Annotated in this window: 24 protein-coding genes and 1 pseudogene; 7 read left to right on the top strand and 18 right to left on the bottom strand. The window is 65.0% G+C overall.

The features are described 5' to 3' along the window. A pseudogene (locus tag IC50_RS42855) lies at positions 1-281 on the bottom strand (hypothetical protein); the annotation flags it as partial. A 465-nt stretch (positions 282-746) separates the two neighbouring features. Between IC50_RS42855 and IC50_RS35335 the strand changes: the two are divergent. Both IC50_RS35335 and IC50_RS35330 read left to right on the top strand, forming a co-directional pair. Beyond that, entirely contained in the window at positions 747-1,271 is a 525-nt protein-coding gene (locus tag IC50_RS35335; protein WP_035716004.1) for a FecR domain-containing protein, read from the top strand. A gap of 61 nt (positions 1,272-1,332) precedes the next feature. Next, on the top strand, positions 1,333-3,222 hold the full coding sequence (locus IC50_RS35330) for a CHASE2 domain-containing protein (RefSeq protein ID WP_035716017.1): 1,890 nt from the start codon (positions 1,333-1,335) through the stop codon (positions 3,220-3,222). 186 nt (positions 3,223-3,408) lie between these two features. Here the strand turns inward: IC50_RS35330 and IC50_RS35325 are convergent, their stop codons facing one another. The 4 genes from IC50_RS35325 to IC50_RS35310 form a co-directional block, all read right to left on the bottom strand. Continuing rightward, the gene (locus IC50_RS35325) at positions 3,409-4,911 is read right to left on the bottom strand and encodes a glycosyltransferase family 39 protein (RefSeq protein ID WP_035716000.1); all 1,503 of its coding nucleotides are present in this window, start codon (positions 4,909-4,911) and stop codon (positions 3,409-3,411) included. Between the two features lie 6 nt (positions 4,912-4,917). After that, a complete protein-coding gene (locus tag IC50_RS35320) occupies positions 4,918-6,051 on the bottom strand; it encodes a glycosyltransferase (protein ID WP_035715997.1) in 1,134 nt (377 codons plus the stop codon). A 242-nt stretch (positions 6,052-6,293) separates the two neighbouring features. Then, positions 6,294-6,497 carry a hypothetical protein gene (locus tag IC50_RS35315; protein ID WP_035715994.1) on the bottom strand — a complete coding sequence of 68 codons (204 nt, stop codon included), beginning with the start codon at positions 6,495-6,497 and terminating at the stop codon, positions 6,294-6,296. A 151-nt stretch (positions 6,498-6,648) separates the two neighbouring features. Next, entirely contained in the window at positions 6,649-7,029 is a 381-nt protein-coding gene (locus IC50_RS35310; RefSeq protein ID WP_035715991.1) for a hypothetical protein, read from the bottom strand. A 117-nt stretch (positions 7,030-7,146) separates the two neighbouring features. On the opposite strand from IC50_RS35310, the gene IC50_RS35305 reads away from it, so the two are divergent. Together IC50_RS35305 and IC50_RS35300 are read left to right on the top strand one after the other, a co-directional pair. Next, the gene (locus IC50_RS35305) at positions 7,147-7,968 is read left to right on the top strand and encodes a DUF72 domain-containing protein (protein ID WP_035715989.1); all 822 of its coding nucleotides are present in this window, start codon (positions 7,147-7,149) and stop codon (positions 7,966-7,968) included. A gap of 7 nt (positions 7,969-7,975) precedes the next feature. Further along, a complete protein-coding gene (locus IC50_RS35300; RefSeq protein WP_035715985.1) occupies positions 7,976-8,437 on the top strand; it encodes a DUF488 domain-containing protein in 462 nt (153 codons plus the stop codon). Between the two features lie 61 nt (positions 8,438-8,498). Here IC50_RS35300 and IC50_RS35295 read toward each other — a convergent pair whose 3' ends face one another. The 9 genes from IC50_RS35295 to IC50_RS35255 all read right to left on the bottom strand — a co-directional run bounded on the left by IC50_RS35295 (position 8,499) and on the right by IC50_RS35255 (position 17,431). Continuing rightward, positions 8,499-9,413, bottom strand: a complete 915-nt coding sequence (locus tag IC50_RS35295; protein ID WP_035716013.1) for a PhzF family phenazine biosynthesis protein — start codon at positions 9,411-9,413, stop codon at positions 8,499-8,501. A gap of 120 nt (positions 9,414-9,533) precedes the next feature. Beyond that, positions 9,534-10,352, bottom strand: a complete 819-nt coding sequence (locus tag IC50_RS35290) for an amidohydrolase family protein (protein ID WP_035715983.1) — start codon at positions 10,350-10,352, stop codon at positions 9,534-9,536. Continuing rightward, positions 10,345-11,586, bottom strand: a complete 1,242-nt coding sequence (locus IC50_RS35285) for an MFS transporter (RefSeq protein ID WP_035715981.1) — start codon at positions 11,584-11,586, stop codon at positions 10,345-10,347. The genes IC50_RS35290 and IC50_RS35285 overlap by 8 nt, the downstream gene beginning before the upstream one ends. Positions 11,587-11,634: 48 nt before the next feature. Then, complete coding sequence (locus IC50_RS35280) at positions 11,635-12,366, bottom strand: GntR family transcriptional regulator (RefSeq protein ID WP_035715979.1); 732 nt, start codon at positions 12,364-12,366, stop codon at positions 11,635-11,637. Between the two features lie 80 nt (positions 12,367-12,446). Next, positions 12,447-13,754, bottom strand: a complete 1,308-nt coding sequence (locus IC50_RS35275) for an adenylate/guanylate cyclase domain-containing protein (RefSeq protein WP_035715977.1) — start codon at positions 13,752-13,754, stop codon at positions 12,447-12,449. Positions 13,755-13,861: 107 nt separating this feature from the next. Then, entirely contained in the window at positions 13,862-15,025 is a 1,164-nt protein-coding gene (locus tag IC50_RS35270; protein WP_035715975.1) for an ABC transporter permease, read from the bottom strand. After that, positions 15,022-15,954 (bottom strand): ABC transporter ATP-binding protein, encoded by a 933-nt coding sequence (locus tag IC50_RS35265; RefSeq protein WP_035715972.1) that lies wholly within the window; start codon positions 15,952-15,954, stop codon positions 15,022-15,024. Before IC50_RS35265 ends, IC50_RS35270 begins: the two co-directional genes overlap by 4 nt. Then, on the bottom strand, positions 15,951-16,739 hold the full coding sequence (locus IC50_RS35260; RefSeq protein WP_035715970.1) for an HlyD family secretion protein: 789 nt from the start codon (positions 16,737-16,739) through the stop codon (positions 15,951-15,953). The genes IC50_RS35265 and IC50_RS35260 overlap by 4 nt, the downstream gene beginning before the upstream one ends. After that, positions 16,736-17,431, bottom strand: a complete 696-nt coding sequence (locus tag IC50_RS35255) for a TetR/AcrR family transcriptional regulator (RefSeq protein WP_085974122.1) — start codon at positions 17,429-17,431, stop codon at positions 16,736-16,738. The genes IC50_RS35260 and IC50_RS35255 overlap by 4 nt, the downstream gene beginning before the upstream one ends. A gap of 108 nt (positions 17,432-17,539) precedes the next feature. Between IC50_RS35255 and IC50_RS35250 the strand changes: the two genes are divergently transcribed. The 3 genes from IC50_RS35250 to IC50_RS35240 are packed head-to-tail and all read left to right on the top strand — an operon-like array spanning position 17,540 to position 18,762. After that, positions 17,540-17,875: an ArsR/SmtB family transcription factor gene (locus IC50_RS35250; RefSeq protein WP_035715967.1), complete on the top strand. Its 336-nt coding sequence runs from the start codon at positions 17,540-17,542 to the stop codon at positions 17,873-17,875. Then, positions 17,872-18,333 (top strand): SRPBCC family protein, encoded by a 462-nt coding sequence (locus IC50_RS35245; protein WP_035715965.1) that lies wholly within the window; start codon positions 17,872-17,874, stop codon positions 18,331-18,333. Before IC50_RS35250 ends, IC50_RS35245 begins: the two co-directional genes overlap by 4 nt. A gap of 15 nt (positions 18,334-18,348) precedes the next feature. Further along, the gene (locus IC50_RS35240) at positions 18,349-18,762 is read left to right on the top strand and encodes a GFA family protein (protein WP_035715962.1); all 414 of its coding nucleotides are present in this window, start codon (positions 18,349-18,351) and stop codon (positions 18,760-18,762) included. Positions 18,763-18,791: 29 nt separating this feature from the next. Here IC50_RS35240 and IC50_RS35235 read toward each other — a convergent pair whose 3' ends face one another. From IC50_RS35235 to IC50_RS35220, 4 genes are all read right to left on the bottom strand, one after another. Continuing rightward, positions 18,792-20,072 (bottom strand): family 4 glycosyl hydrolase, encoded by a 1,281-nt coding sequence (locus tag IC50_RS35235; protein ID WP_035715960.1) that lies wholly within the window; start codon positions 20,070-20,072, stop codon positions 18,792-18,794. 19 nt (positions 20,073-20,091) lie between these two features. Further along, the gene (gene adhP, locus IC50_RS35230; protein ID WP_035715957.1) at positions 20,092-21,117 is read right to left on the bottom strand and encodes an alcohol dehydrogenase AdhP; all 1,026 of its coding nucleotides are present in this window, start codon (positions 21,115-21,117) and stop codon (positions 20,092-20,094) included. A 136-nt stretch (positions 21,118-21,253) separates the two neighbouring features. Next, positions 21,254-21,664, bottom strand: a complete 411-nt coding sequence (locus IC50_RS35225) for a DUF2000 family protein (RefSeq protein ID WP_035715955.1) — start codon at positions 21,662-21,664, stop codon at positions 21,254-21,256. A 124-nt stretch (positions 21,665-21,788) separates the two neighbouring features. After that, on the bottom strand, positions 21,789-22,178 hold the full coding sequence (locus tag IC50_RS35220; RefSeq protein WP_035715952.1) for a DUF4189 domain-containing protein: 390 nt from the start codon (positions 22,176-22,178) through the stop codon (positions 21,789-21,791). Positions 22,179-22,319 lie beyond the last annotated feature (141 nt).

Here is a 22,319-nt window from a genome sequence, read left to right as displayed (position 1 = left end):
TAGCCGATGCCGCCGACGGTCGGATAGACGCTCGCGCCAAAAACGTTGCTGTAGATGGTCCAGCCGGCGCCCATCACGACGCAGCCGATCGCCGCGGCGCCCAGCCAATTTGTCGTGGTTATTTTCCGGGAAGGCTTCCGAAGAGAATTCTTGCCAGGATTTTTGGACTTCCGTGCCGCGTTACTTTGCGCAGCGATACTCGTACTCATTCGCCTTGCGTCCAGGACGGTGTCACTCAGTCCCCCTTGAAAGTGCCGCTGGTCACGATCCGGGAACAGCATCTCGCAGAGGGCCGGAGCGTCATTAAGGCGACTTTTAGTTAAATGCAGATTAAGTTCGGGCGGATGTGGGGCAACGCGTTAACGCTGTCCCGTTTTGAGAAAAAAGCCCGCAGAATTACGGACTTAGTCGAATTTGTTAACCATGTTTCTAGACCAGCTTGCGTCAGTTCTTCGACGCTTGCGACCGTACCCACGAGACATTCAACAACGTCATTTTCGTGGTCGCCAAACTGGCCCTGACCGTAGCGCGGAAGCGTTGCGCGAGGCTGGTGGGCTCGGCGTCCGGCCGGCCCTGCGTCCCTCACGGGGCACGGCGCCGTGACCGAAAGTTGATCAGGTCGGTTCTGGAAATCGCCGCCACGAGAAAGTAGCTCCTACCCCGGCACTTTTCAGCAGCCTCTGCGCGTGATACGGTACCGTATCGACTTGCCCTGAACTGTGCCGTGCACGTAAACGGAGGCTGGCATGAGAGGGATCGCGCGCGCAGGTTTTTTCGTCCTGGCGGGGTCGTTTCTATTGATTGGATCTGCCACTGCACAGCCTGCGGCCAATGCGGGCTGCACCGCATCGCCGTCGGCTGCCGGGACGCAGACCTGGCGGTGTGATAACGGTGTCACCATCGTTGCGGAAAACGGCGCCAAGTTTGAACTTAAGGACGCCAACCGCGACGGACATATAGACTCCGCGGAGTTGAGCAGCAAAGCGCTGCTGATCGAGGTGCCCAGGAGGCGCGGCGGCAATCCCTTCAAGGTGTTGACGCCGCAAGCGATTGCCGCGGTGCGCGGCACGAAATGGGCGGTCGATGTCGCTGACACCAAGACCTCCGTATTCGTCGCCGACGGCCGGGTCGGCGTGACCCGGAGGGCTCGTGGACGCGGCGTCGTGCTTGGGCCCGGCGAAGGCGTCGATGTCGAGCCGACCGGCCCGTTGACCGTCAAGACATGGGGCCAGCCGCGCGTCGACGCCCTCATGGCAAGACTCGGACAATAAGACCGGGTCAACAAGGCTCGACCTATGAGATTTGGACAATAGAAGATTGCAGGACGACCGCATGCGCAGCCGACGCATTCAGATCCTGGTGGCGCTCGTCCTCACCGCGCTATGGGGCGCCGGCATCTTTGCCGCGCACGCCAACGGCCATCTGCGCTTTCTCGATCGGCTCGAGGCGACGCTGACGGATTGGCGGACGCAGGTCCGCGGCGTGAAGGCTCCGCCCGATCTCGTCACCATCGTCGCGATCGACGATACCGTGGTGAAACGCGGCGGCAGCTATCCGCTGCCGCGCGCCGATCTCGCCCGCGTCGTCGACACCATCGTGCAGTTCAAGCCGAAGGTCGTCGCGATCGATCTCCTGCTCGTTGATCGCAGCGCTGCGATCGGAGACGCCACGCTGGCCAACACGCTCGCCACCGGTCCCATGGTGCTCGCCGCCGCGGCGATCTTCCCCTCCGCCAGCGAAACCGTGGATCCCAGCAGCGAAGGTCCCCTCGCCGTGCTGCCGCAGGCCGAACGTTTCCTGCGGCCATTGCCCGCGTTCGCCGATCACGCCGAGGTCGGTGTCGTCAACGTCGCGACGGGGCAGTCGGGCTCGCCACTATCGGTGCCGATGCTGTTCCGGACGCGCGACAAGGTCGAGCTGTCGTTCCCCTTGCGCGTCGCGGCCCGCGCGCTCGACCAGCCGCTGACGGTCGCGCCGGACCGCCTCATGCTCGGCGATCGCGCGGTGCCGACCGACAGCGATTTGGCATTGCCGATCACCTATTATGGCCCGCGTCGCACGATCCGTACCGTCAGCGCACAGAGCATCTTCGACGGCACGCTCGATCGCGCCGCGATCGAGAACCGGATCGTCGTGATCGGCGCCTCGGTCGCCGGCGGCGGCGATTTCTATCCCACGCCGTTCGATTCCCTGATGCCCGGCGTCGAGGTGGTCTCGACCGCAATCACGCATCTGGTCGCCGGCGACTCCATCGTGCGCGACCGCAGGGTCCGTATTGCCGACGCGCTCACTGCGATCCTGCTGCCGATGCTGCTGGTCGGCCTGCTCGCCTGGCGGCGTAGTGCGCTCGGCATCATGGCGGCGGCCGCGGTGATGACGGCCTGGGCCGGGCTCAACCTGTACGCGTTCACGCACGGCATCTGGCTGAACGCCGCGACCACGCTCGCGGCGGCAGTGCCGCCGGTTGCGGTCTTTGCCGGCGTGCAGCTGTGGGCCGGAGGCCGCCGGACGCAATATTTCGCCGCCAAGAGCAGGTCGCTTGCGCAATTCCAGGCTCCGGCGGTGCAAGAATGGCTGGCGCGAGATCCGGACTTCCTGTCGAAGCCCGTCCGGCAGGATGCAGCCGTGGTCTTCGTCGATCTCTCCGGTTTCACCGGTCTGAGCGAGCGGATTGATCCGGACGAACTCAGGGATATTCTGAAGACTTTTCACGCGCTGATCGACAAGACCGCGATCGATTGCGGCGGCATGATCACCGGCTTTCTCGGCGACGGCGCCATGATCCTGTTCGGGCTGCCGCGCGCGATGCCCGACGACGCGGCGCGCGCGCTGAAATGCGCGATCGATCTGCATCGCGGCCTCGAACACTGGATCGCCTCGCTACCGCCGGCAATCGCAGGTCAGCTCGGTTTCAAGATCGGCGCGCATTGCGGCCCGATCGTCGCATCCCGGCTCGGCGAAAGCCATCAGCACATCACGGCGACGGGCGACACCGTCAACGTCGCAAGCCGGCTGATGGAGATTGCCACCCAGAACGATGTGCGGCTCGCGCTGAGCGATATGCTGCTGGACACTGCCGACTTCCGGGGCGCGCCCGACGGCGTCCTCTCTGGCCCCCTGCTCGCGCAGGTCCGCGGCCGCTCCGGCGTCGTGGCAGTCTGGTTCTGGCGCGACCGGGATGGGCCGGCTCAGGCGTCGACCAAGGCCGAGGCTGTCGACTAAATAGCCGCAGCTGCTTGCCGACACTCCGCTGTCGTCCCCGCGAAAGCGGAGATCTACCACAGGGAGAGGTTTGGCGAAGACTAGCACTGACGAGGTTGTTGTCGGTACACGCATCTGCCCTCAAGATAGATCACGCGGTATGGGTCGCTGCGTTCGCAGGGACGACAGTGTGGATATAGTAGGGCCTTACCGCGCTTCCGGCGGCGGCGAGCGGTCGAGCACGTCGCCCCTGGCGCCTTCCAGCAGATCGATGCCGTAGGTCTCGACCACGAGCGGCCCGCGCTTGCGCTGCAATTGCGCAATCGGCGTCACCTGCGCAAAGAGAGCGTCGAGGGCGGGATGGCCTCCTGCGCGCAGTTCGTCGACATAGAGCAGCTTGCCGGCGAGCAGCTTGGGATCTGGCTCGGGCATATTGACCCAGCGGATCCGCTGGGTCTGCTGCGCTACGCAGGTGCCGCGCGGCAGATAGAATGCGAGCCAGCCCGTGGTGCCGTAGTCCTGCGCGAGCACACAGCTCGCGCCATTGCGCGCGCGCACCGTTTCGATCTCGGCGGCGAGCTCGCGCCAGCCGACGCCGACGCTGCGCACCGTGGCATCGCGGCGATATCCCGACAGCCAGCCGGTATTGGCCTGCACGATCAGGGCTGCAAACATCGCGATGCCTGTCGGCGCGGCCCAGCGCAGGCAGAAATCGACCAGGCGCCGCTGGCGCGGCTTCCACTGCACGAGGTTGGCGGCGGCGGCCGCGGCGACGACGAAAGGCGGGTAGACCGGCGCGAACCAGTTGGCCTCGACGCGGGCGTGCAGCGAATGCCAGACGAAGTAGGCGACGATGGTCCAGAACATCGTCTCGATCAGCAGGCGCGAGGCCAGCGCGCCGGCCCGGTGCCAGGTCAGCGCGTGCAGGCCCATCGCGCCGAGGATGAAGACGAGCGGGGTCGCGAACGCGATCTGAGTCGGGATCAGCTCGGCGATGAAGACCGGGCGGAAGTCCTCGATTCTCGCGCGGCCGAGCTGCTTTGCGAACGAGACCCATTGATGGTCCGCGTTCCAGAGGATCACCGGCGAGAACATCGCGAGGGCAACCAGGCCGCCGAGATACGGCCAGGGCGAGAGAAACCAGCGCCTTAGCTTCGGCACGCAAGCGAGCCAGATCAGGATGGCCGGCCCAAAGAACATCGCAGTGTATTTCGACAGTAGCGCTGCGCCGACCGCCGCACCGACCGCGAGCCACCAGGCGCCCCGGCCGGTCTCCAGCACTTTCGCGAGAAAGAAGAGCACGAAGCTCGAGGCGACCAGAAGAGGCGCATCGGGCGTGACGATCAGCGTGCCGACCGAGGCCATCATCGTCACATTGAGCAGGATGGCGCTGGTGGCGGCGACACGCGCGCCGCCGAACAGGATCGCGGCCGAGCGGTAGACCGCATAGCTCATGGGCAGCGCCAACAGAATCGAGACAAGCCGGACGCCGAGCTCGGTGTCTCCGGCGATCATGGTGCCGGCGCGGATCACGTAGGCCACCATCGGCGGGTGGTCGTAGTAGCCGCCCGCCAGATTCTTCGACCACATCCAGTAATAGGCTTCGTCGAAGGTAACAGGCGTGAACGCGGCCGCGACCAGCCGCAGGGCCACCAGCGCGAGAATCAGCAGCGCGGTATTGCGGACGATCCGCGCGTCGGCTCCGCCCATCGCAGGCTATTTCTTGCGCCAGACGAACAGTCCGGACATCGCGTAATTCCACACCACGCCCATCAGCGCGCCGGCCATGCCTGCCAGCCACCAGATCGGCTCCTGGTCGTAGACCGAGAAGGCGACGCCGACATTGGCGAGCAGGCCGACGCTGCACACGATGTAGAAGGCGATCAGGCCACGCAGCAGCGCAAGACCCTTCAGCCGCTGGTCGCGATAGGTGAGGAAGTTGTTGAGGATGAAATTGCCGGTCATCGCGACGATGGCGCCGGCGGCCTGCGCCTCCGCGAACGGCGCCTTGAACAGCCGAAGCGCGACGAACAGCGTGGTCAAATGCACCACGAGGCCGATGCCGCCGACCATCGCAAACAGGATGAAGCGCAGCGAAACGATGTCGTTGGTCAGCTTGGCCAGCACGAGTCCGAGGAAGTCCAGCGCAACCATGGAATCGAGCTTGCTCTCGCCGTGCTGGCGGGCGCCGAAGGTGTAGGGGATCTCGACGACCCGCAAGCCGCCGTGCGCAGTCGCGACGACGTCGAGCAGGATCTTGAAGCCGTGCACGGAGAGCTTGGGCGCGAGCTGCTCGAACCGGTCCCGGCGGATCATGAAGAAGCCACTCATGGGATCGGCGATCCCGACTCGCAGCATCTTCCTGGCGACCTCGGTCGCGAACGCACTGGCTCCGGCGCGCTGCTTGTTGAAGCCTTCGCTCTTGTAGCCCTCGATGTACCGGCTGCCGACCACGAGGTCGGCCTGATCGCTGGCGAGCAGCAACAGCATCTTCGGCAGTTGCGTCTCGTCGTGCTGGAGGTCGGCATCGATCACGGCCACATAGGGAGCGCTCGAGGCGAGGATGCCCTCGATGCAGGCGCCCGACAGGCCGCGACGGCCGATGCGGCGGACACAGCGCACGCGGCTGTCGTGCTGCGCCAGCGCGCGCACGACATCCCAGGTGCCGTCGGGCGAGTTGTCGTCGACGAACACGACTTCCCAGGCGACGTTGGCGAGCGTCGCCTCCAGCCGCCGGTACAGCACCGTGACGTTGTCGCGCTCGTTGAAGGTCGGGACGATGACCGACAGTTCCGGCCCCTCTTGAGCCTGTGGCGGGTTGTCGGCGCCCGGTCTGATCGCTTCATTCATGACGGCAGCGTATATCCGCCGCGTCCTGCGCTGCCAAGCCGGGGTCTCTGGGGAACGGCCGAAAAGGGCCCCTAAAATGCCAACGACCCCGGAACGGCGGACCGCGCGTACATCCGGCGCAGGCCTGAGCTATTCCAAGGTCGTCCCGGCAACGGAGTTCTTCGCTCAACGTCGCCGTTGCAAGCTAGATGGGGACGGCAAAAGCAGTTCGCAAGGGGGCGGAAATCCCAATTTTCCGTGCCTTATTGGTTGGGCACTTCCCGGATGATCGGCCCGCGCGGCGCAGGCGCGGCGGGGGCTTCCGGCGCCGCCACCGGAGCCGATTCGACTTTCGCCGGCCTGGGCGGCTTGCCGTACTGGCCGATCGGCCCAAACACGACGGCGACCGCGAGCACGATCGCCGCGACGACCGCCCCCAGAATGCCACCCACCGACTCAGACGACATGCAAGTCCATCCTGCTCCAGATGCGGCGAGTGATACCATGGATAAGTGCGCGGCCGGAAGGCCCTGGGGCGAATAGCGAATAGCGAATGGCGAGTAGCGAATGAGGAAGGCCTGCCTTCTCCCTATTCGCTATTGGCCATTCGCCAACCCCCTACTTCGCGGGCGGCCGGTGCTTGACGAAGGCCGTCACGATATCCTTCTGCGCCGCCTCGACCGCCCTGTTCGCAGTGGCGAGATGGGCGCCGGAATCGATGTTCGGATACTGCATGGTGAGATAGTCGAGCAGCGCCACCCGGTAATATTGCCGCTCCGATGGGCAGGCGCCCGCAACCGAGCGGCCGAAATCCTGTTCCGACAGACCCCGATTGCTATCGCGCGAATATTCCCGCGCCAGGCAATGCCAGTAGTCGTCGCGGCCCTGCTGGGCGAGCTTCTGTGCGCCTTTCGCGTCGTCGTCATCCGCCAACGCAGAACATGTCATGGCAGCAGATGTCATCATGACGAGCGCGGCTCCCAGCAAGAGCGTCCGCATCTTGTTCTCCTTCTTCGCGGGTCCTCCTGCGAGCTTAGACGGGGCGGGCCAACTGGCCAATCACATCTGGTTTGACTAGGATGAAGCCCTTCCTTCTCCATCGATGCGAGACATTTCGTGGCCAAAGCAAAAACCGCGTCAAAAAAATCCGGCAACATCTTCATCGGCATCGGCGGCTGGACCTTCGAGCCGTGGCGCGGCGTGTTCTATCCGGAGAAGCTGGCGCAGGCGAAGGAACTGTCCTATGCCGCCTCGAAGCTGACCTCGATCGAGATCAACGGCACCTATTACGGCTCGCAGAAGCCGGACAGCTTTCGCAAATGGGCGAGCGAAGTTCCTGATGGCTTCGTGTTCTCGGTGAAAGGACCGCGCTTCGCCACCAACCGCCGCGTCTTGGCCGAAGCCGGCGATTCCATCAAGCGGTTCTACGATTCCGGCGTGCTGGAACTGGGCGACCATCTCGGGCCGGTGCTGTGGCAGTTCGCCCCGACCAAGAAATTCGACGGCGCCGATTTTGGAAAATTCCTCGAGCTGTTGCCGCGCAAGCTCGAGGGACGCGCGTTGCGTCATGTCGTGGAGGTCCGCCACGACAGTTTTTGCACGCCGGACTTCGTTGCGCTGATCCGCGAGTTCGAGACGCCCGTGGTGTTTGCCGAGCACGGCAAATATCCTGCTATCGCTGATGTCGCCGGCGATTTCGTCTATGCAAGGCTGCAGAAGGGCAATGACGAGATCAAGACCTGCTATCCGCCGAAGCAGCTCGATGCCTGGGCCAAGCGCTTCCAGGACTGGACTTCGGGCGGTGAACCGGACGACCTGCCGAAGGTCGACGAGACCAAGCCGAAGAAGGAGCCGCGCGACGTATTCGCCTATGTCATCCACGAGGGCAAGGTGCGCGCGCCGGCCGGCGCGATGGAACTGATTGCGCGGGTGAGCTGAGGGCGACATGGCAAAGGCGAAGAAACTCTTCACCATCGGCTATGAGCAGACGCCGCCCAAGGCCGTGCTGGACGAGTTGGAACAAGCCGGCGTCAAGCTCGTGGTCGACGTGCGCGCGGTAACGTCGTCGCGCCGACCGGGCTTTTCCAAGAAGCAGCTGTCGGCGGGCCTCGACGAACGGGGCATCGCCTATGTCCATCTCGCCGGGCTCGGCACGCCGAAGGAGGGCCGCCTCGCCGCGCGCAGCGGCCAGTACGCCGCACTGGAGAAGATCTATTCAAAGCACCTGAAAACCCCGCAGGCGCGGGAAGAGATGGACGAACTCTCCGCGCTGGTGAAGAAGGCCGGCCCCGTGTGCCTGCTCTGCTACGAGCGCGACCACACCCACTGCCACCGCCAGATGATCGCGGAGATCATCGAGGAGCGCGACGGGGTGACGGTGAAGAATCTGACGGGGCGGCAGGTGTAGCTGCTGCCGTCATTCCGGGCTCAGCGCTTCGCGCTGCCTCGGAATGACGAGCTGAAAGAGCTCAGCCCTCCCCCTCCAGCCTGAACGTTCCTTCCATCATCCGAACGCAACTCCCGCCGACATGGGCGGAGACGATCTTGCCGTCCTGCTTGCGCACGCGGGTGAGAAGCATGCTCGGACGGCCCATGTCAAAGCCCTGGCCGATGGTGAGCCTCAATTCGCCGTCACGCGTGGGGTCGAGATCGGCGAACAACGCCGCGGCGGCCACCGTCGCACTGCCGGTGGCGGGGTCCTCGATCAGGCCGCTTGCGCCGGGAAAGAACATCCGCGCCTGACGCTCGCAGGGCGCCTCCGCTGCCGGCACATCGCGCGTGTAGAAGTAGACCGAGAAAGCGCCGTCGCGCGGCAGCATCCGGCCAAACGCTGCCGCGTCGGGCTTGGCCCTGCGCACGGCTTCGCGCGATCGCACCTCCGCCACCACGAACGGCGTTCCGACGCCGACGACTTGCGGCGCATGATGATCGGTCTTGATGTCATCCGCCGCCAGGGAAATGCAGGCGGCGACGTCGGCTGCGGGCAGCTGCGCAAGCCTCGCCAGCTTCTGTGGCGCGGTGAGTTCGGCGCTGATCACCCTGCCCTGCTCCCGCACGATATCGACCGGGACCAGACCGGCCTTCTCCTCGAACAGCAGCCGCGGCTTCGACTCCTTGGCGATCGTTGCCAGCACGAAAGCCGTGCCGACATTGGGATGGCCCGCAAAGGGCAGCTCCCGGACCGGGGTGAAGATGCGCACCTCGGCGTCGTTGGCCTTGTCGCGCGGCGGCAGCACGAAGGTCGTCTCGGAATAGTTGAACTCGGTGGCGATCGACTGCATCTGCTCTGTGGAGAGGCCGCCGGCATCGAGCACCACGGCGAGCTGATTGCCGCCGAAGGCGCGGTCAGTGAACACGTCGACGGTGACGTAGCGGCGCTGCATCGTCTCTTCCTCATGCAAGTCGCGGCCGCGACCGGCCGCTTCGCCGGCACTCTACAAGCCGGCCACGTCGCTCGTCATGCCCCAAAATTCGGAGCAATCGGAGCAATCGCGGGAGAGATTTTAGAAGCGGAAGAGCTGATGCGGCGAGGCCAGCACGCGCGCACGCTCACCTTCGTCGGCGATCAGCATGTCGAGAAACTGGCGGTTCTTCGCGTAGGTCTGTGTTGCCTCGAACTGCGTGTGGGGCCAGTCGCTGCCCCACAGTAGGCGATCGAGTCCATAAGCGTCGCGCAGCAACGCGTAGGCCTGCTTCGCAAAATCTTGACCGGCAGCGCCATGGCGGTACGGCGCCGAGACCTTGACCCAGACGCTTCTCGTCGCGCCGAGCTTCAGTACCGACTGGAAGCCGGGATCGGCGACGCCGAGCTTGAGATCGGGCAGTGCGTAATGATCGAGCACAGTTGTGACGCCGCAATCGAGCAACTGCGGCGCAAGCAGCGCGAGGTCGGATGCATTGCGCTGGACCTCCACCTGCCAGCCCATGGATCTCACGTTTCCGAGCAGCGCCTTCCATTCGCCGGCGGCGAGGTCCGGCAAGGGCTGGCCGACGAGATTGAGCCGAATGCCGACGACGCCGGCGCGATCGAGCGCGCGTAACTCTTCCGTAGTCGCCGCGGGATCGACCACGGCGATGCCGCGCAGGCGGCCACTCGCCTGCTTCAGGCACGCGACCAGATAGGAATTGTCGGTGCCAAGGAAGCTCGGCTGCACCAGCACGCCATTGCTCATGCTGCTCCGGTCGAGTTGCTCCAGATAGCGCGCCAGCGGCGCGTCGTAGCTCGGCGCATAGCGCCGGCCCGCCGCGAGCTTCAGGCCGCGGTGAAACACGTGGGCGTGGGTATCGATCGTCGGCGGCAATGTCGTCTCGATGTCAGGCACGCTTTGTCGCGGCCTGCTCAAACACCTTGCCGCGCGTCTCCGGCAGCAGCAGCACCGCGATCAGCACCAGCGAATAGGCAAAGGCCGCATCGATGCCGATCGCCGGCCCGAGCCCGATGCGGTCGCTGAGGAAGCCGACCAGAAACGGGAACGCCGCGGAGACGATGCGGCCGAAATTGTAGCAGAAGCCGACGCCCGTGCCGCGCACGCCGGCCGGATAGAGCTCGCTGAACAGTGCCGCCATGCTGGCGGGAATGCCCGCGGAGAAGAAGCCGAGCGGAAAGCCGAGCACCAGCATCTGCCCATTGGTCAGCGGCGCGAAGATGTAGATCAGCACCGTGACGATGCAGGCGCCGGCGAAGAACGCGACATTCGCCCGGCGGCCAATACGATCGCTGACGATGCCGCTGGTCACGCAGCCGCAGAAGAACGCGACGATGATGACGGCGAGATAACCGCTGGAGCCCAGTACCGACAGATGCCGCACTTCGCGCAAGTAAGTCGGCAGGAAGGTGGTGAGCGCGGCATAGCCGCCATGGGCTCCGATGCCGAACAGGCCGCCGATCAGCGTCGAGCGCAGCACGTCGCGATGGAAGATGCCTGAGAGCGTGGCGAAGAACGGCGTCTTCTCGGCCGCGACCGCGCGCGGCGGCTCCTTCAGCCCGCGGCGGATGAAGATGATGAGGAGCGCGGGCAACAGCCCGAGCGCGAACAGCAGCCGCCAACCAATGTCCGCCGGCGCATAGGTAAAGACCAGCGCCGAGAGCAGCACGGCCGCGCCCCAACCCACGGCCCAGGCGCTCTGCACCGAGCCGAGCGCCTTGCCGCGATGCTCGGGGCGGATGATCTCGGCCATCAGCACCGCACCGCAGGCCCATTCCGCGCCGAAGCCGAGGCCCTGGATCGCCTTCAGCACAAGGAGCTGGGTGTAGGTCATCGCGAAGGCACAGGCGAAGGTCGCCAGCGCAAAGGTCGCGACGGTGATCTGGAGCGCCTTGACGCGGCCGAAGCGGTCGCCGAGCGCGCCGCCGAACCAACCGCCGAACGCGCCGAAGAACAGCGTGATCGAGCCGAGCAGCCCGGCATCGGCCTTGCTGATGCCGAAGGCTGCGATCAGCGCCGGGATAGCAAGGCCGAACATCTGGACGTCGAGCGCATCCAGCGCCCACCCGCCAAAGCTTGCCCAAAACGTCCGCCGCTCCAGCGGCGAGCTTTCGCTGTACCAGTTCGACATTTTCCTACCCCTGTACACGTTTTTGCTTGATGTCGTTGAAGTCCGCCTTCACCGGATCTCGGCGTGATAGCGGAAGCGGTCTGCGGGCCCGCGCGACCGTCGCCATTCGATCGGCCGCCGCTCCAGGTCGAGCGCAAGGCGCTCGATCACGATCAGCGGGGCATGAGGCGCGAGCCTGAGCAGGCGCGCCTGCATCTCGTTGGCGGTCTCGACGGTCAGGATTTCCTCGGCGGACACGACCACCTCGCCGCAGCGCTCCTCGTAGAGCGGATACAGGAGGTCGCCAAATTCCGCGGTGTCGATCTCAAGGATCGGCGCAAAGCGCGACTGCTGGAGCCAGATCTCTTCGGCGAGCAGCGGCACATCGTCGATCAGGCGCAGGCGCGACAGGCTGATCACGGGCTCGCCGACGGGAATGCGCAGTGCCGATGCGACGGCCGATGTCGCCGGCACGCTCTTGCGGCGGATGATGCGGCTCTTCGGCACGCGCCGCTCGCCGCTCTCGGACTGGAAGCGGAAAAAGCGGAACAGCGAGGAATTGAAGCGTGCACGGCGCACGAAGGTGCCGCGGCCCTGCTGCCGCTCCAGCACGCCATCTGCGACGAGCTGGTCGATCGCCTTGCGCACGGTGCCGATCGCGACGCCGTAATGCGCGCCGAGCTCGGCTTCCGACGGGATCGACTCGCCTGGCCGCCATTCATTGCGGTTGATCCGCGCGGCGAGGTCGTCGCGCAGGCGCTGGTAGCGTGGCAGGCGGTCGTCGAGCGGCGCTGAATTCATGCAGTCATCTAGATGACTATATGAGACGGGAGTCAAGCGCTACCATGGCACCGTCACCATGCGCTCCTCGCGGGGCGTCCTCACCCCAGCTGAAACACCGTCACCGGACGCTCGTAGCCGCGCACCTCGACCTCGCCGAGCGCGACGGCGTCGCGGCCGTCGTCGCCCAGCGCCTCGCGCACGGACGCGGAGATCAGGAGCTGCGAGCCGAACTCCTTGTTCAGCGCCTCCAGGCGCGAGGCGAAGTTCACGGTATCGCCGATGACGGTGTATTCCTTGCGCCTGGGCGAGCCGATATTGCCGGCGACGACCTCGCCGAAATGGATGCCGATCCCGATCCGAAGCGGCCAGCTCGACTCTGCGTTGATGCGATCCATCGCGCTCAGCATCTCGCGGCCTGCGGCAACCGCACGCTGCGCAGCGTCGGAGGCCTCCAGCGGCGCGCCGAACAAGGCAAGAAAGCCGTCGCCCAGGAACTTGTTCACGATGCCGCCGTGGCGATCGAGAATGTCGACCAGCACGGCGAAGGCGCCGTCGAGCCGATCGACGACCTCTTGCGGCGTACGCGACCGCGCACCGGCCGTAAAGCCACGGAAATCGACGAACATCACCGCGACACGGCGGACGTCTCCCCCCGTGCTGGGGCCCGCCGCTATCAACCGCTCCACGACCTGCGGAGAGACGTGCTGGCCGAACAGGTTCGTCACCCGGTCGCGCGCGGTCGCCGCCGCAATGCTCGCGGCAAACTGGCGGCGCAGCTGAGCGCCGACGGCGCCAGCCAGCACGCCGCAGATCAGGATGATGGTGCTGCGGACGGCGTGGAAATAAATCAGGGGTTCGTCGGCCTCGCCAGTCGAGTTGTAGTACAGCGCGATGGTCAGAAGCCCGGCCGCGGCCACGAAACCTGTGAATGCAGAGAGCCAGAAGTCGAGCCGCAGGGTCGAGAGGATGACGAAGATGAAATACATCAGCGGCACGGCGAAGCCGAGCGCCTGGGCCGCGCCTATGGTCCGGATCTGCAGGATGAGGATGACCGTGGGCAACGACGTCTCGATCAGCGTGCCGATATAGCGCCTGATCACCGGCAGATCGCGATCGAGGCGGAGGTTCTTCCTAATCTGGGTGTGAACCCAGACTTCGAACAGGATGAAGCCGAGCAAGAGGCTGTAGATCTCGATGACCCCCTCTGTTCCGCGCCAGACCCGGTCCACGACGGCGGGATCAATCAGATAAATCGTGGTGAGGAACAGCATCATGGCGCAGCCCGTCAGGATCAGCGCGCGCACCCGCAACAGCTCGGTGCGCAGCACCTCCCGCGTCAGCTCCCGCTCGAAATCGCCCGATAGCACGGCATGCAGCCGTGTCTTCCTGCTCGCAAACCTGGCCATTCCGCGCCCCTGGTCATTCCGGGGCACGCGCAAGCGTGAACCCGGAATCTCGAGATTCCGGGTTCGCACTTCGTGCGCCCCGGAATGACATCGGAGGACAGTTTGCCTCAATCCAGCGTGCGGCGGAAGCGCGTCACGGCGATGGTCATGGCGAGCAGCATCAGGGCGGCCAGTGCCAGCGTGTCGAAGCGCAGGTTCTGCATGGTCGCGCCCTTGAGCATGATGGCACGGACGATGCGCAGATAATGGGTCAGCGGCAGCCCCTCGCCGACATATTGCGCCCACGCCGGCATGCCCGCGAACGGGAACATAAAGCCGGAGAGCAAAATGCTGGGCAGGAAGAACATCATCGACATCTGCATCGCCTGGAGCTGGTTCTGCACCAGTGTCGAGATGGTATAGCCGATCGACAGATTGGTGGTGATGAACAGCGTCGAGAGCAACGCCAGCAGGACCAGGTTGCCGAGCACGGGCACGCCGAACAGGCCGACGCCAATGCCGATGATGAGGAAGGCCTGGACGAAGCCGACCAGCACGTAAGGGATGATCTTGCCGAACATCACCTCGACCGGCTTGATCGGCATCGACAGCAGGCTCTCCATGGTGCCGCGCTCGACCTCGCGCGTGACCGACAGGGCGGTAAAGATCAGCATGGTCATGGTCAGGATGGTGCCGACCAGCCCCGGCACGATGTTGAGGCTGGAGCTAGCTGCCGGATTGTAGCGGGCATGCGCCCGGATCTCGAACGGCATCTCCGGGGGATCGCCGATGTAGAGATCGTGCTTGAGCGCGGTCTGCACGACCATGCCGAGCGAGCCGATCGCCGCGCTCGCTGCGACCGGATCGGTGGCGTCGGCGGCAACCAGCAGCGCCGGCCGGTCGCCGCGTCGCACCGCCCGCTCGAAGCCGCGCGGGATCTCGACGCCGAACAGCACCTTGCCGGACTTCAGCAGGTTGTCGAAATCGTCGACGTCGTGCACTTCATAGAGGAAGCGGAAATAGGCGGTGTTCTCCAGCGCCTTCAGGATCGAGCGGGCGAGATCGGAGTCCTCCTGGAGCAGCACGGCGCTCGGCAGATGGTGCGGCGTGGTGTTGATGGCATAACCGAACAGCATCAGCTGCATCACCGGCAGCATCACGATCATCGCGAACGAGACGCGATCGCGCTTGAGCTGGATGAACTCCTTGACCAGCATCGCATAGGAGCGGCGCAAAAAGCCGAAGCGCTCGCGGATTTCGCGTCGTGGTGCAGGATGGTCGACTGCGCTCATTGGAAATTGTCCCTGGAGCGCCCCATCAGCTCGATGAACACGTCTTCGAGCGACGGTTGCGACTTCTGCCAGTGCAGTCCGCCCTTCTCGCGCCACGGCGCGATGCTGTCTTCGAGCGCCGCGACGTCGCGGCCGGAAACATGCAGCGAGGTGCCGAACGGCGCCACCATGTCGATCCCGGGCTTGCCCGGCAGCGCAGCCCCGAGCTCGTTCAGTCCTTCGCCCGTGACGGTGTAGGTCGTCAGCGCGGATTTCGCGATCACCTCCTCCACCGTGCCGTGCGCCAGCAGATAGCCGTAGGCGATGTAGGCGATCTCGTGGCAGCGCTCGGCCTCGTCCATGTAGTGGGTCGAGACCAGCACCGTGAGGCCCTCGGCGGCGAGTGCGTGGATCTCGTTCCAGAAATCGCGCCGCGCCTTGGGGTCGACGCCGGCGGTCGGCTCGTCGAGCAGCAGGAGTTGCGGATTGGGCAGCGTGCAGGCCCCGAGCGCCAGCCGCTGCTTCCAGCCGCCGGAGAGCTCGCCCGCAAGCTGCTCCTCCCGCCCTGAGAGCCCGAGCCGCCTGATCATGTCGCGTGCGGCGCCGCGCGCGTCGACGAGGCCATAGAGCCGCGCGACGAATTCGAGATTCTCGCGCACGGAGAGATCCTGATAGAGGCTGAAGCGCTGGGTCATGTAACCGACCTGGCGCTTGATCTTCTCGGCATCGCGGCGGATGTCGTAGCCGAGGCAGGTGCCCTCGCCGCTGTCAGGCGTGAGCAGCCCGCAGAGGATGCGGATTGTCGTGGTCTTGCCCGAGCCATTGGGTCCGAGGAAGCCGTAGATCGAGCCGCGCTTCACCTGCATCGACAGGTCGTGCACGACCTCGCGACCGCCGAATGACTTCGTCAGGCCCTTGACGTCGATCGCGATGCCGTTGCCGCCGTTCATCGCTTGTCCGCCACCGGGGTTTTTGGATCGAGATAGACGTCGATCGGCTGTCCGACCCGCAGCGCGTCGGGGCGCGATGGCCGCGCCTGGATCAAATAAACCAGCTTGTTGCGCTCATCGAGGCTGTAGATGACAGGCGGGGTGTATTCGGCCGAGGTCGCGATGAAATAGATCTTCGCGGTGAGATCGGCCGCGCAATTGTCGCAGGAGACGCGCACCGTATCGCCGATCGCGAGCTTGGGCAGCTCGGTCTCCGGCACGAAAAAGCGCAGCTTCATGTTGCCGGGAGGCATGATCGACAGCACTGGACGCTGCGCCGCCACCATCTCTCCCTCGCGAAAATAGATCTGCTGGATGGTGCCGGCGACGGGCGCAAAGCCCTTGCGCCGCGCCATCCGCGTCTCCGACGTCGCCACCCGCGCTTCCGCGACGCGCAAGGCGGACACGGCGGAATCGAGATTGGCCTGTGTGCCGGAGCCGGTCTTGCTCAGCGAGGCCGCCCGGTCATAGGTCTGCTGCGCATTCGCCAGCGTCGCCTTGTTCTGATTGAGGTCGGCGCGCTGGAGATCGTCGTCGACGGAATAGAGGGCATCGCCGGCCTTGACTTCGTCGCCTTCGCGGACGTTGAGCTTGGTGACCCGCCCGGCTTCGTCCGGGCTGACGAAGATCATGTCGGCCTCGACCCAGCCCTGGAAGCCGGGATCGCGCTTCTCGTTGCACCCGGCAAGCCCGGTTGCGAGCACGATCGTCAATGCAAGACTGAAAATTGCTTGTGACGACGTCATGTCGTCCTCCGTTCGCCAAAAATCAAATCGAGATGGACGCGCAGCATCTCCTGCGCATCGAGCGGCGCATGCCGCGCAAACAGGCTCTGCCAGATCACCGCGATCATCGCGGGTGCGACCAGGATCTGCGGATAGCGCGCAAGGTCCTTCTGCCGGATCTCGCCGCGGGCGATGCCGAGCTCGATCAGCGCGCGCATGGCGGCGATCCCGCGCGAGACGACCTCGCGGTAGTAGAAGTCGGCGACGGAAGGAAAGCGCGGCCCCTCCGCCACGATCAGACGCACAAGATCGCCGCGACGCGTGTTGATGACCTCTGCCAGAAAGTTGCTGGCAAAGCTCTCGACGAGATCACGCACCGAGCCCGTCGGCGGCGGCAACTTCGTGAGGCGGGTGACCACCGGCACGATCACGGTCCGCACCAGCTCCTCGAACATCGATTCCTTGTCCTTGAAGTGCAGGTAGATCGTGCCCTTCGCCACGCCCGCCCGCCTGGCAATGTCGTCGAGCCGTGTCGCCGCAAACCCGCGCGAGATGAATTCCTCCATCGCCGCCTCCACGATCGCCGCACGCCGCTGCGCGGCGCGCGTGGCGCGGTTGGAGGCGGGAGCGCCTCCGCTGGCTTCGAGAGCCTGGCCGCGCTCGCTGGCGCGAGCCTGAGACCGCGGCACGGCCTTTTCCGGTTTCTTCGTCATTCTTAACATATGACTGACTAGTCAGTCATAGTCAATGTCAATCTGTGCCTTCCAACAGCACGATGAATTAGTCTTGACTAATGCATTAGTACCTACTAATTCGACTTCATGATCGAAGCCGCTCCAAACCCCCTCACCACCGTGATGCGCGCCCTCGCCGACCCGACACGGCGCGCCGTGTTCGAGCGCGTGTTCGAGAGCAAGGAGATCAGCGTCGCCGAGCTGACGCGCGGCAGCGGCGTCACCCAGGGCGCGATCTCGCAACACTTGAAGTCCCTCAAGCAGGCCGGTCTGGTCGCCGAGCGCGCAGAGGGCCGCAACGTCTACTACCGCGCCGCGCCGCAAGGACTCGAGCCCCTGGTCACCTGGATGGACCATTACGGCGTCTTCTGGCGCGAGCGTTTCCAGAATCTGCGTGACCTCTTGAAGGAGATCGATCCGTGAGTGCTGCCGAGTTGAAAGCCGAAACAAGGGACATCGTCATCGACGAGGTCTTCCCGCACACGCCCGAGACGATCTGGAAGGCACTGACCAGCGCCCAATTGATCGCGCGCTGGCTGATGCAGCCGACCGGCTTCGAGGCCATCGAAGGCAATAGCTTCACCTTCCAGACCACCCCGGGCGGCAACTGGGACGGCGTGATCCATTGCCGGGTTCTGGAGGTCGTGGCTTGCAGGCGCCTCGTCTACGCCTGGAAGGGCGGCGACGAGCGCAACACCGGCTATGGCGCACCGCTCGACACCGTCGTGACGTGGTCCCTCACCCCGGTCGAAGCTGGCACGCGGGTCCGCCTGGTCCATGCGGGCTTCGTCCTGCCCAGGAACGAGTCGGCTTACACGGTCATGAGCGGCGGCTGGAAGAAAGTCGTCCGCCAGCTCGACGAGATCAGTGGCGAAGAGTGAGCGGGAGATATCGCGATGGAAAAGCCCTATACCGGCGGCTGCGCCTGCGGCGCGATCCGCTATTCGATTCCGGGGGAGCCCCTGTTCAGCAATCACTGCCAGTGCCGGGACTGCCAGCGGGAAAGCGGCAGCGGCCATGGCTCGTACGCGACGTTCGCGCGCGCCGGCGTCACGCTGACCGGCGAAGCGAAGCATTGGGACATGGTCGCCGACAGCGGCAACGTGAAGACGCGCGGCTTCTGCACACAATGCGGCGTGCCTGTCTACATGACCTTCGCGGCACAGCCCGCGGTCTTCACGATCCGGGCGGCAAGCCTTGACGAGCCCGCCCGCTACAAGCCGCAGGCGGTCACTTTCGCCGCGCGCGGTCACGGCTGGGATCATCTTGATCCCGACCTGCCGAAATTTGCAGGCATGCCGCCGACGTAAGGTACGACGCGCTGAGACTGGTCGGTCGCTCAAATGCATGGCCGTATGTAAGGTCGGTTGATCTCCCACAACTCCTCGAGCAGGCCGCGCGCGGCCTGCTCGGAATGAATAACAGGGTCGAGCAGCAGCGCTTGCAGCGCCATTTCCTTCGAGGCATGCATCGCCGCCTCCACTGCCATCTGCTGAACCTGAACCTGGATCGTCATCAGCTTGGCCACGCCATCGGGCAGCGGCCCGAGCGAGACAGGATGAATGCCCGCGGCATCCACCATCACCGGCACCTCCACCGCGGCGTCGGCCGGCAGGTTCGGGATCACCTGTCGATTGTGAATAACGGCGGATTCGACGAGTTGCTTGCGGTTATGAACGCTGGCGGCGATGATGCTGATCGCGCGCTCCCCGGACGGCATCGACCACCAGTCCGGCGCCTCGGCACGACCGGCGAGCACGTCATCGATCAGGCGCGTCAGTTTCGCGCGCTCGCTCTCGTCCCAGTCGAAATTGTAGCCGCCCTCGCCGGCCTCCCAGCCGAACGAGAGATACTCGCCAACGTGACCGTCGCCGCAGCCGAGCCAGTAGCCGAAGGCATGCAACAATTTGCGCGTCAGGGGCGAGAAGGCGGGATCGAAATCCCTCTCCTTCTCGCGCAACAGCGGATAGAGGTTCTCGCCCGTCTCGCGATCCCGAATTTCGGTCAGGCACTGGAAGTGATTGAGGCCCGCACCCCACACATCCACTCGGCTCTCCGGCAGTCCCAGAATTCGGGCGACATCACCGCGGGCCATGAATATTCCGTGGCAGAGGCCGACGCTGCGAATCCTGCTGTACCGCCCGAGCGCCAGGATGATGCGGCTTTCCGGATTGGAGAAATTGATGAAGGTCGCGCGCGGGCAGCGGAGCTCCATCTCGCGGACGAAGTCGAAGACGACCGGCAAGGTGCGCAGGGTGAAGAACAAGCCGCCGGGCCCACCGTTCTCACCCAGCGTGTGATGAATGCCGAACTTGCGCGGAATCTCGAAGTCGAGCCGCCACAGCCGATTGCGATCGATCGCGGTGGAATGCACGACGAACTCGGCGCCGTCGAGCGCGGCGCGCCAATCCACCGTAGCCTCGATGGCATAACCGGCGCCGGATCTCTCGTTGAGCAGCTTCGCGAGCCGCGTCGACCGGCCAAGCCGTTCGACGTTTCGTCCAACCAGGACCAGTGTCGAACCGGCCAGATCGCGGGTCGAGAACAGATCCCGGAACATGCTCATCCCGAAGGATGCGCTGCTGGCGCCGAGAAAGACGATCTTCGTTGGCCGGACCATGCTCTGCTCCTTGCAGAGACTAGTTGAACTCGAGCACCATGCGCCCGTCGATCTTGCCGGCCTTCATCCGATCGAAGACGTGGTTGATCTCCGCGAGCGGCACCTTGCTCACTTCGGCCTTCACCTTGCCGTCGGTGGCAAACGCAATGGCTTCGTCGAGGTCGCGCCTCGTACCGACGATGGAGCCGCGCACCGTGATGCGCTTGAGCACGACGTCGAAGATCGGCGTCGGAAATTCTCCCGGCGGCAGGCCGACGAGGCTGACGGTGCCCTTGCGGCGCACCATCTTGAGCGCTTGCGCGAACGCGGCCGTCGAGACGGCCGTCACCAGCACGCCATGAGCTCCGCCCCCGGTTGCCGCCAGCACCTTGTCCACAGCGCCGGCTGCGAGCGCATCGACCGCGAGATCGGCGCCAGCCTCGCGTGCGAGCTTGAGCTTGTCTTCGGCAATGTCGACCGCGGCGACCTTGAGCCCCATCGCCTTGGCGTACTGGATCGCGACATGGCCGAGCCCGCCGACGCCTGAGATCACCACCCACTCGCCGGGCTTGGCCTCGGTCTCCTTCAATCCCTTGTAGGTGGTGACGCCGGCGCACAGGATCGGCGCGATGGCAGCAAAGTCGACCGTCGCCGGCAGCTTTGCGGCGAACGCGGCCGAGGCGATCACATATTCGGCGAAGCCCCCGTTCACGCTGTAGCCGGTATTGTGCTGGTGCTCGCACAAGGTTTCCCAGCCGGTCTCGCAATATTCGCAAGCCATGCAGGCGTCGTGGAGCCAGGCGACGCCGACGGCATCGCCGATCTTCAGATTCGTCACGCCGGGCCCGAGCGCGGCGACGATTCCGGCGGCCTCATGGCCGGGGATGAAAGGCGGCACCGGCTTCACCGGCCAGTCGCCGGACGCCGCGTGCAGATCGGTATGGCAGACGCCGCAGGCCTTCACCTTGACCAGGACCTCGCCGGGACCGGGCTGCGGCACCGGCACGTCCTCGATCACCAGCGGCTTGCCGAATTGTCTGACGATTGCGGCTTTCATGGTCGGCATGTCTCTGCTCCTTCGCATTGCGAACGGCAGAGTAGCGGCCCGACGCCGCTGGCACTTGATCCGGGTCAAACCGCCCAATCGTTGCGCAGCGTGCGCCATCACGACAACGCGATGACAGGTCTTCCGCAGCCGGATATCAGCTATGGAACTTCAGGCCATCGACGATCTTGTCGATCATCTTGCGCTCGGCGCGCATGGCGATGCCGACGAGATTGAGCTCGGTGCGCGCGACCGCCCTCACCGCCTCGCGGTTGGCGGCGTCGTGCGTGGTTCTGAACATGTCCTCGGTATAGACGGCTGGCGTAACGTTCCGAGTGAGCGCGCGGTCCAGCGCGCGCGACAACGCCGGACCGTCCGCGCCATAGATCAGGATCGGCTGGCCGATCAGCGCGTGATACTTCGTGCCCGAGGCGTCCTCATAGGCTTCGCCGATGCAGTCCGGAAAAGCCGCGGCGATGCCGCTGGTGAGAAAGGACGCGACGTTGAGCTTCTGCCAGGCCTGGAGATCGGTGCGGATCACGACCGCGATCTTGGTGTCGAACTGCATGTGGTTCCCTCGATTGTCATTCCGGGGCGACGCGCCGCACCGAACCCCGGAATCTCGAGATTCTCAGGTGCGCAATTGCGCACCATAGTTCGCGCTGCCGCGCCCCGGAATGACAATACAAGAATCAACCCCTGACGTCGCAGGCCCAGGCGCGGATCACGCATTCCTTGCCGCCGTACTTGTAGCACTCGCGCGTAGCGGCGTTGAGCGAAGCCGAGATCTTCGGCTTCACGGCATAGCCATAGGCGCCGCAGGGGTTGGTGAGATCGACCGACATCGCGGCGCAGGCGCGCTTCATCGTCACGGTCGTGCAATCGCCCTTGCACTGCTTCTGCGCCGCGATGCGGGCTTCGTGCTCGGAGTTGTAATCATACGCCTGGCCGTAGGCGCCGCACTTGCCGACCGCAAAGGCGCCAGCGGCATGGGCTTCGGTGATGTAGCGGGCACCGGCGACACAGACGGACAGCGCAAAGAAAAACATCGCGCAACGGCGCGCGACGACGTTCGAAGCCATGGAAAAACCCCTCCCCCCAAGGCAGGTGGAGGCGACTCTAAGCGGCGGTCGTTTCCAGATGGTGAACGGGTGGTTGAAATCGGCAGGCTTGGGGATGCCGAAGTCCCGTAGGGCGGATTAGTCTTACTGAGTCATTGGGTC

The sequence above is a fragment of the Bradyrhizobium genomosp. I (2014) genome (genome assembly GCF_000261685.1).
Classification (GTDB): Bacteria; Pseudomonadota; Alphaproteobacteria; order Rhizobiales; family Xanthobacteraceae; genus Bradyrhizobium.
Note: the sequence above shows the minus strand (reverse complement) of the source record. Positions and strands in the feature narration are given on the sequence as shown.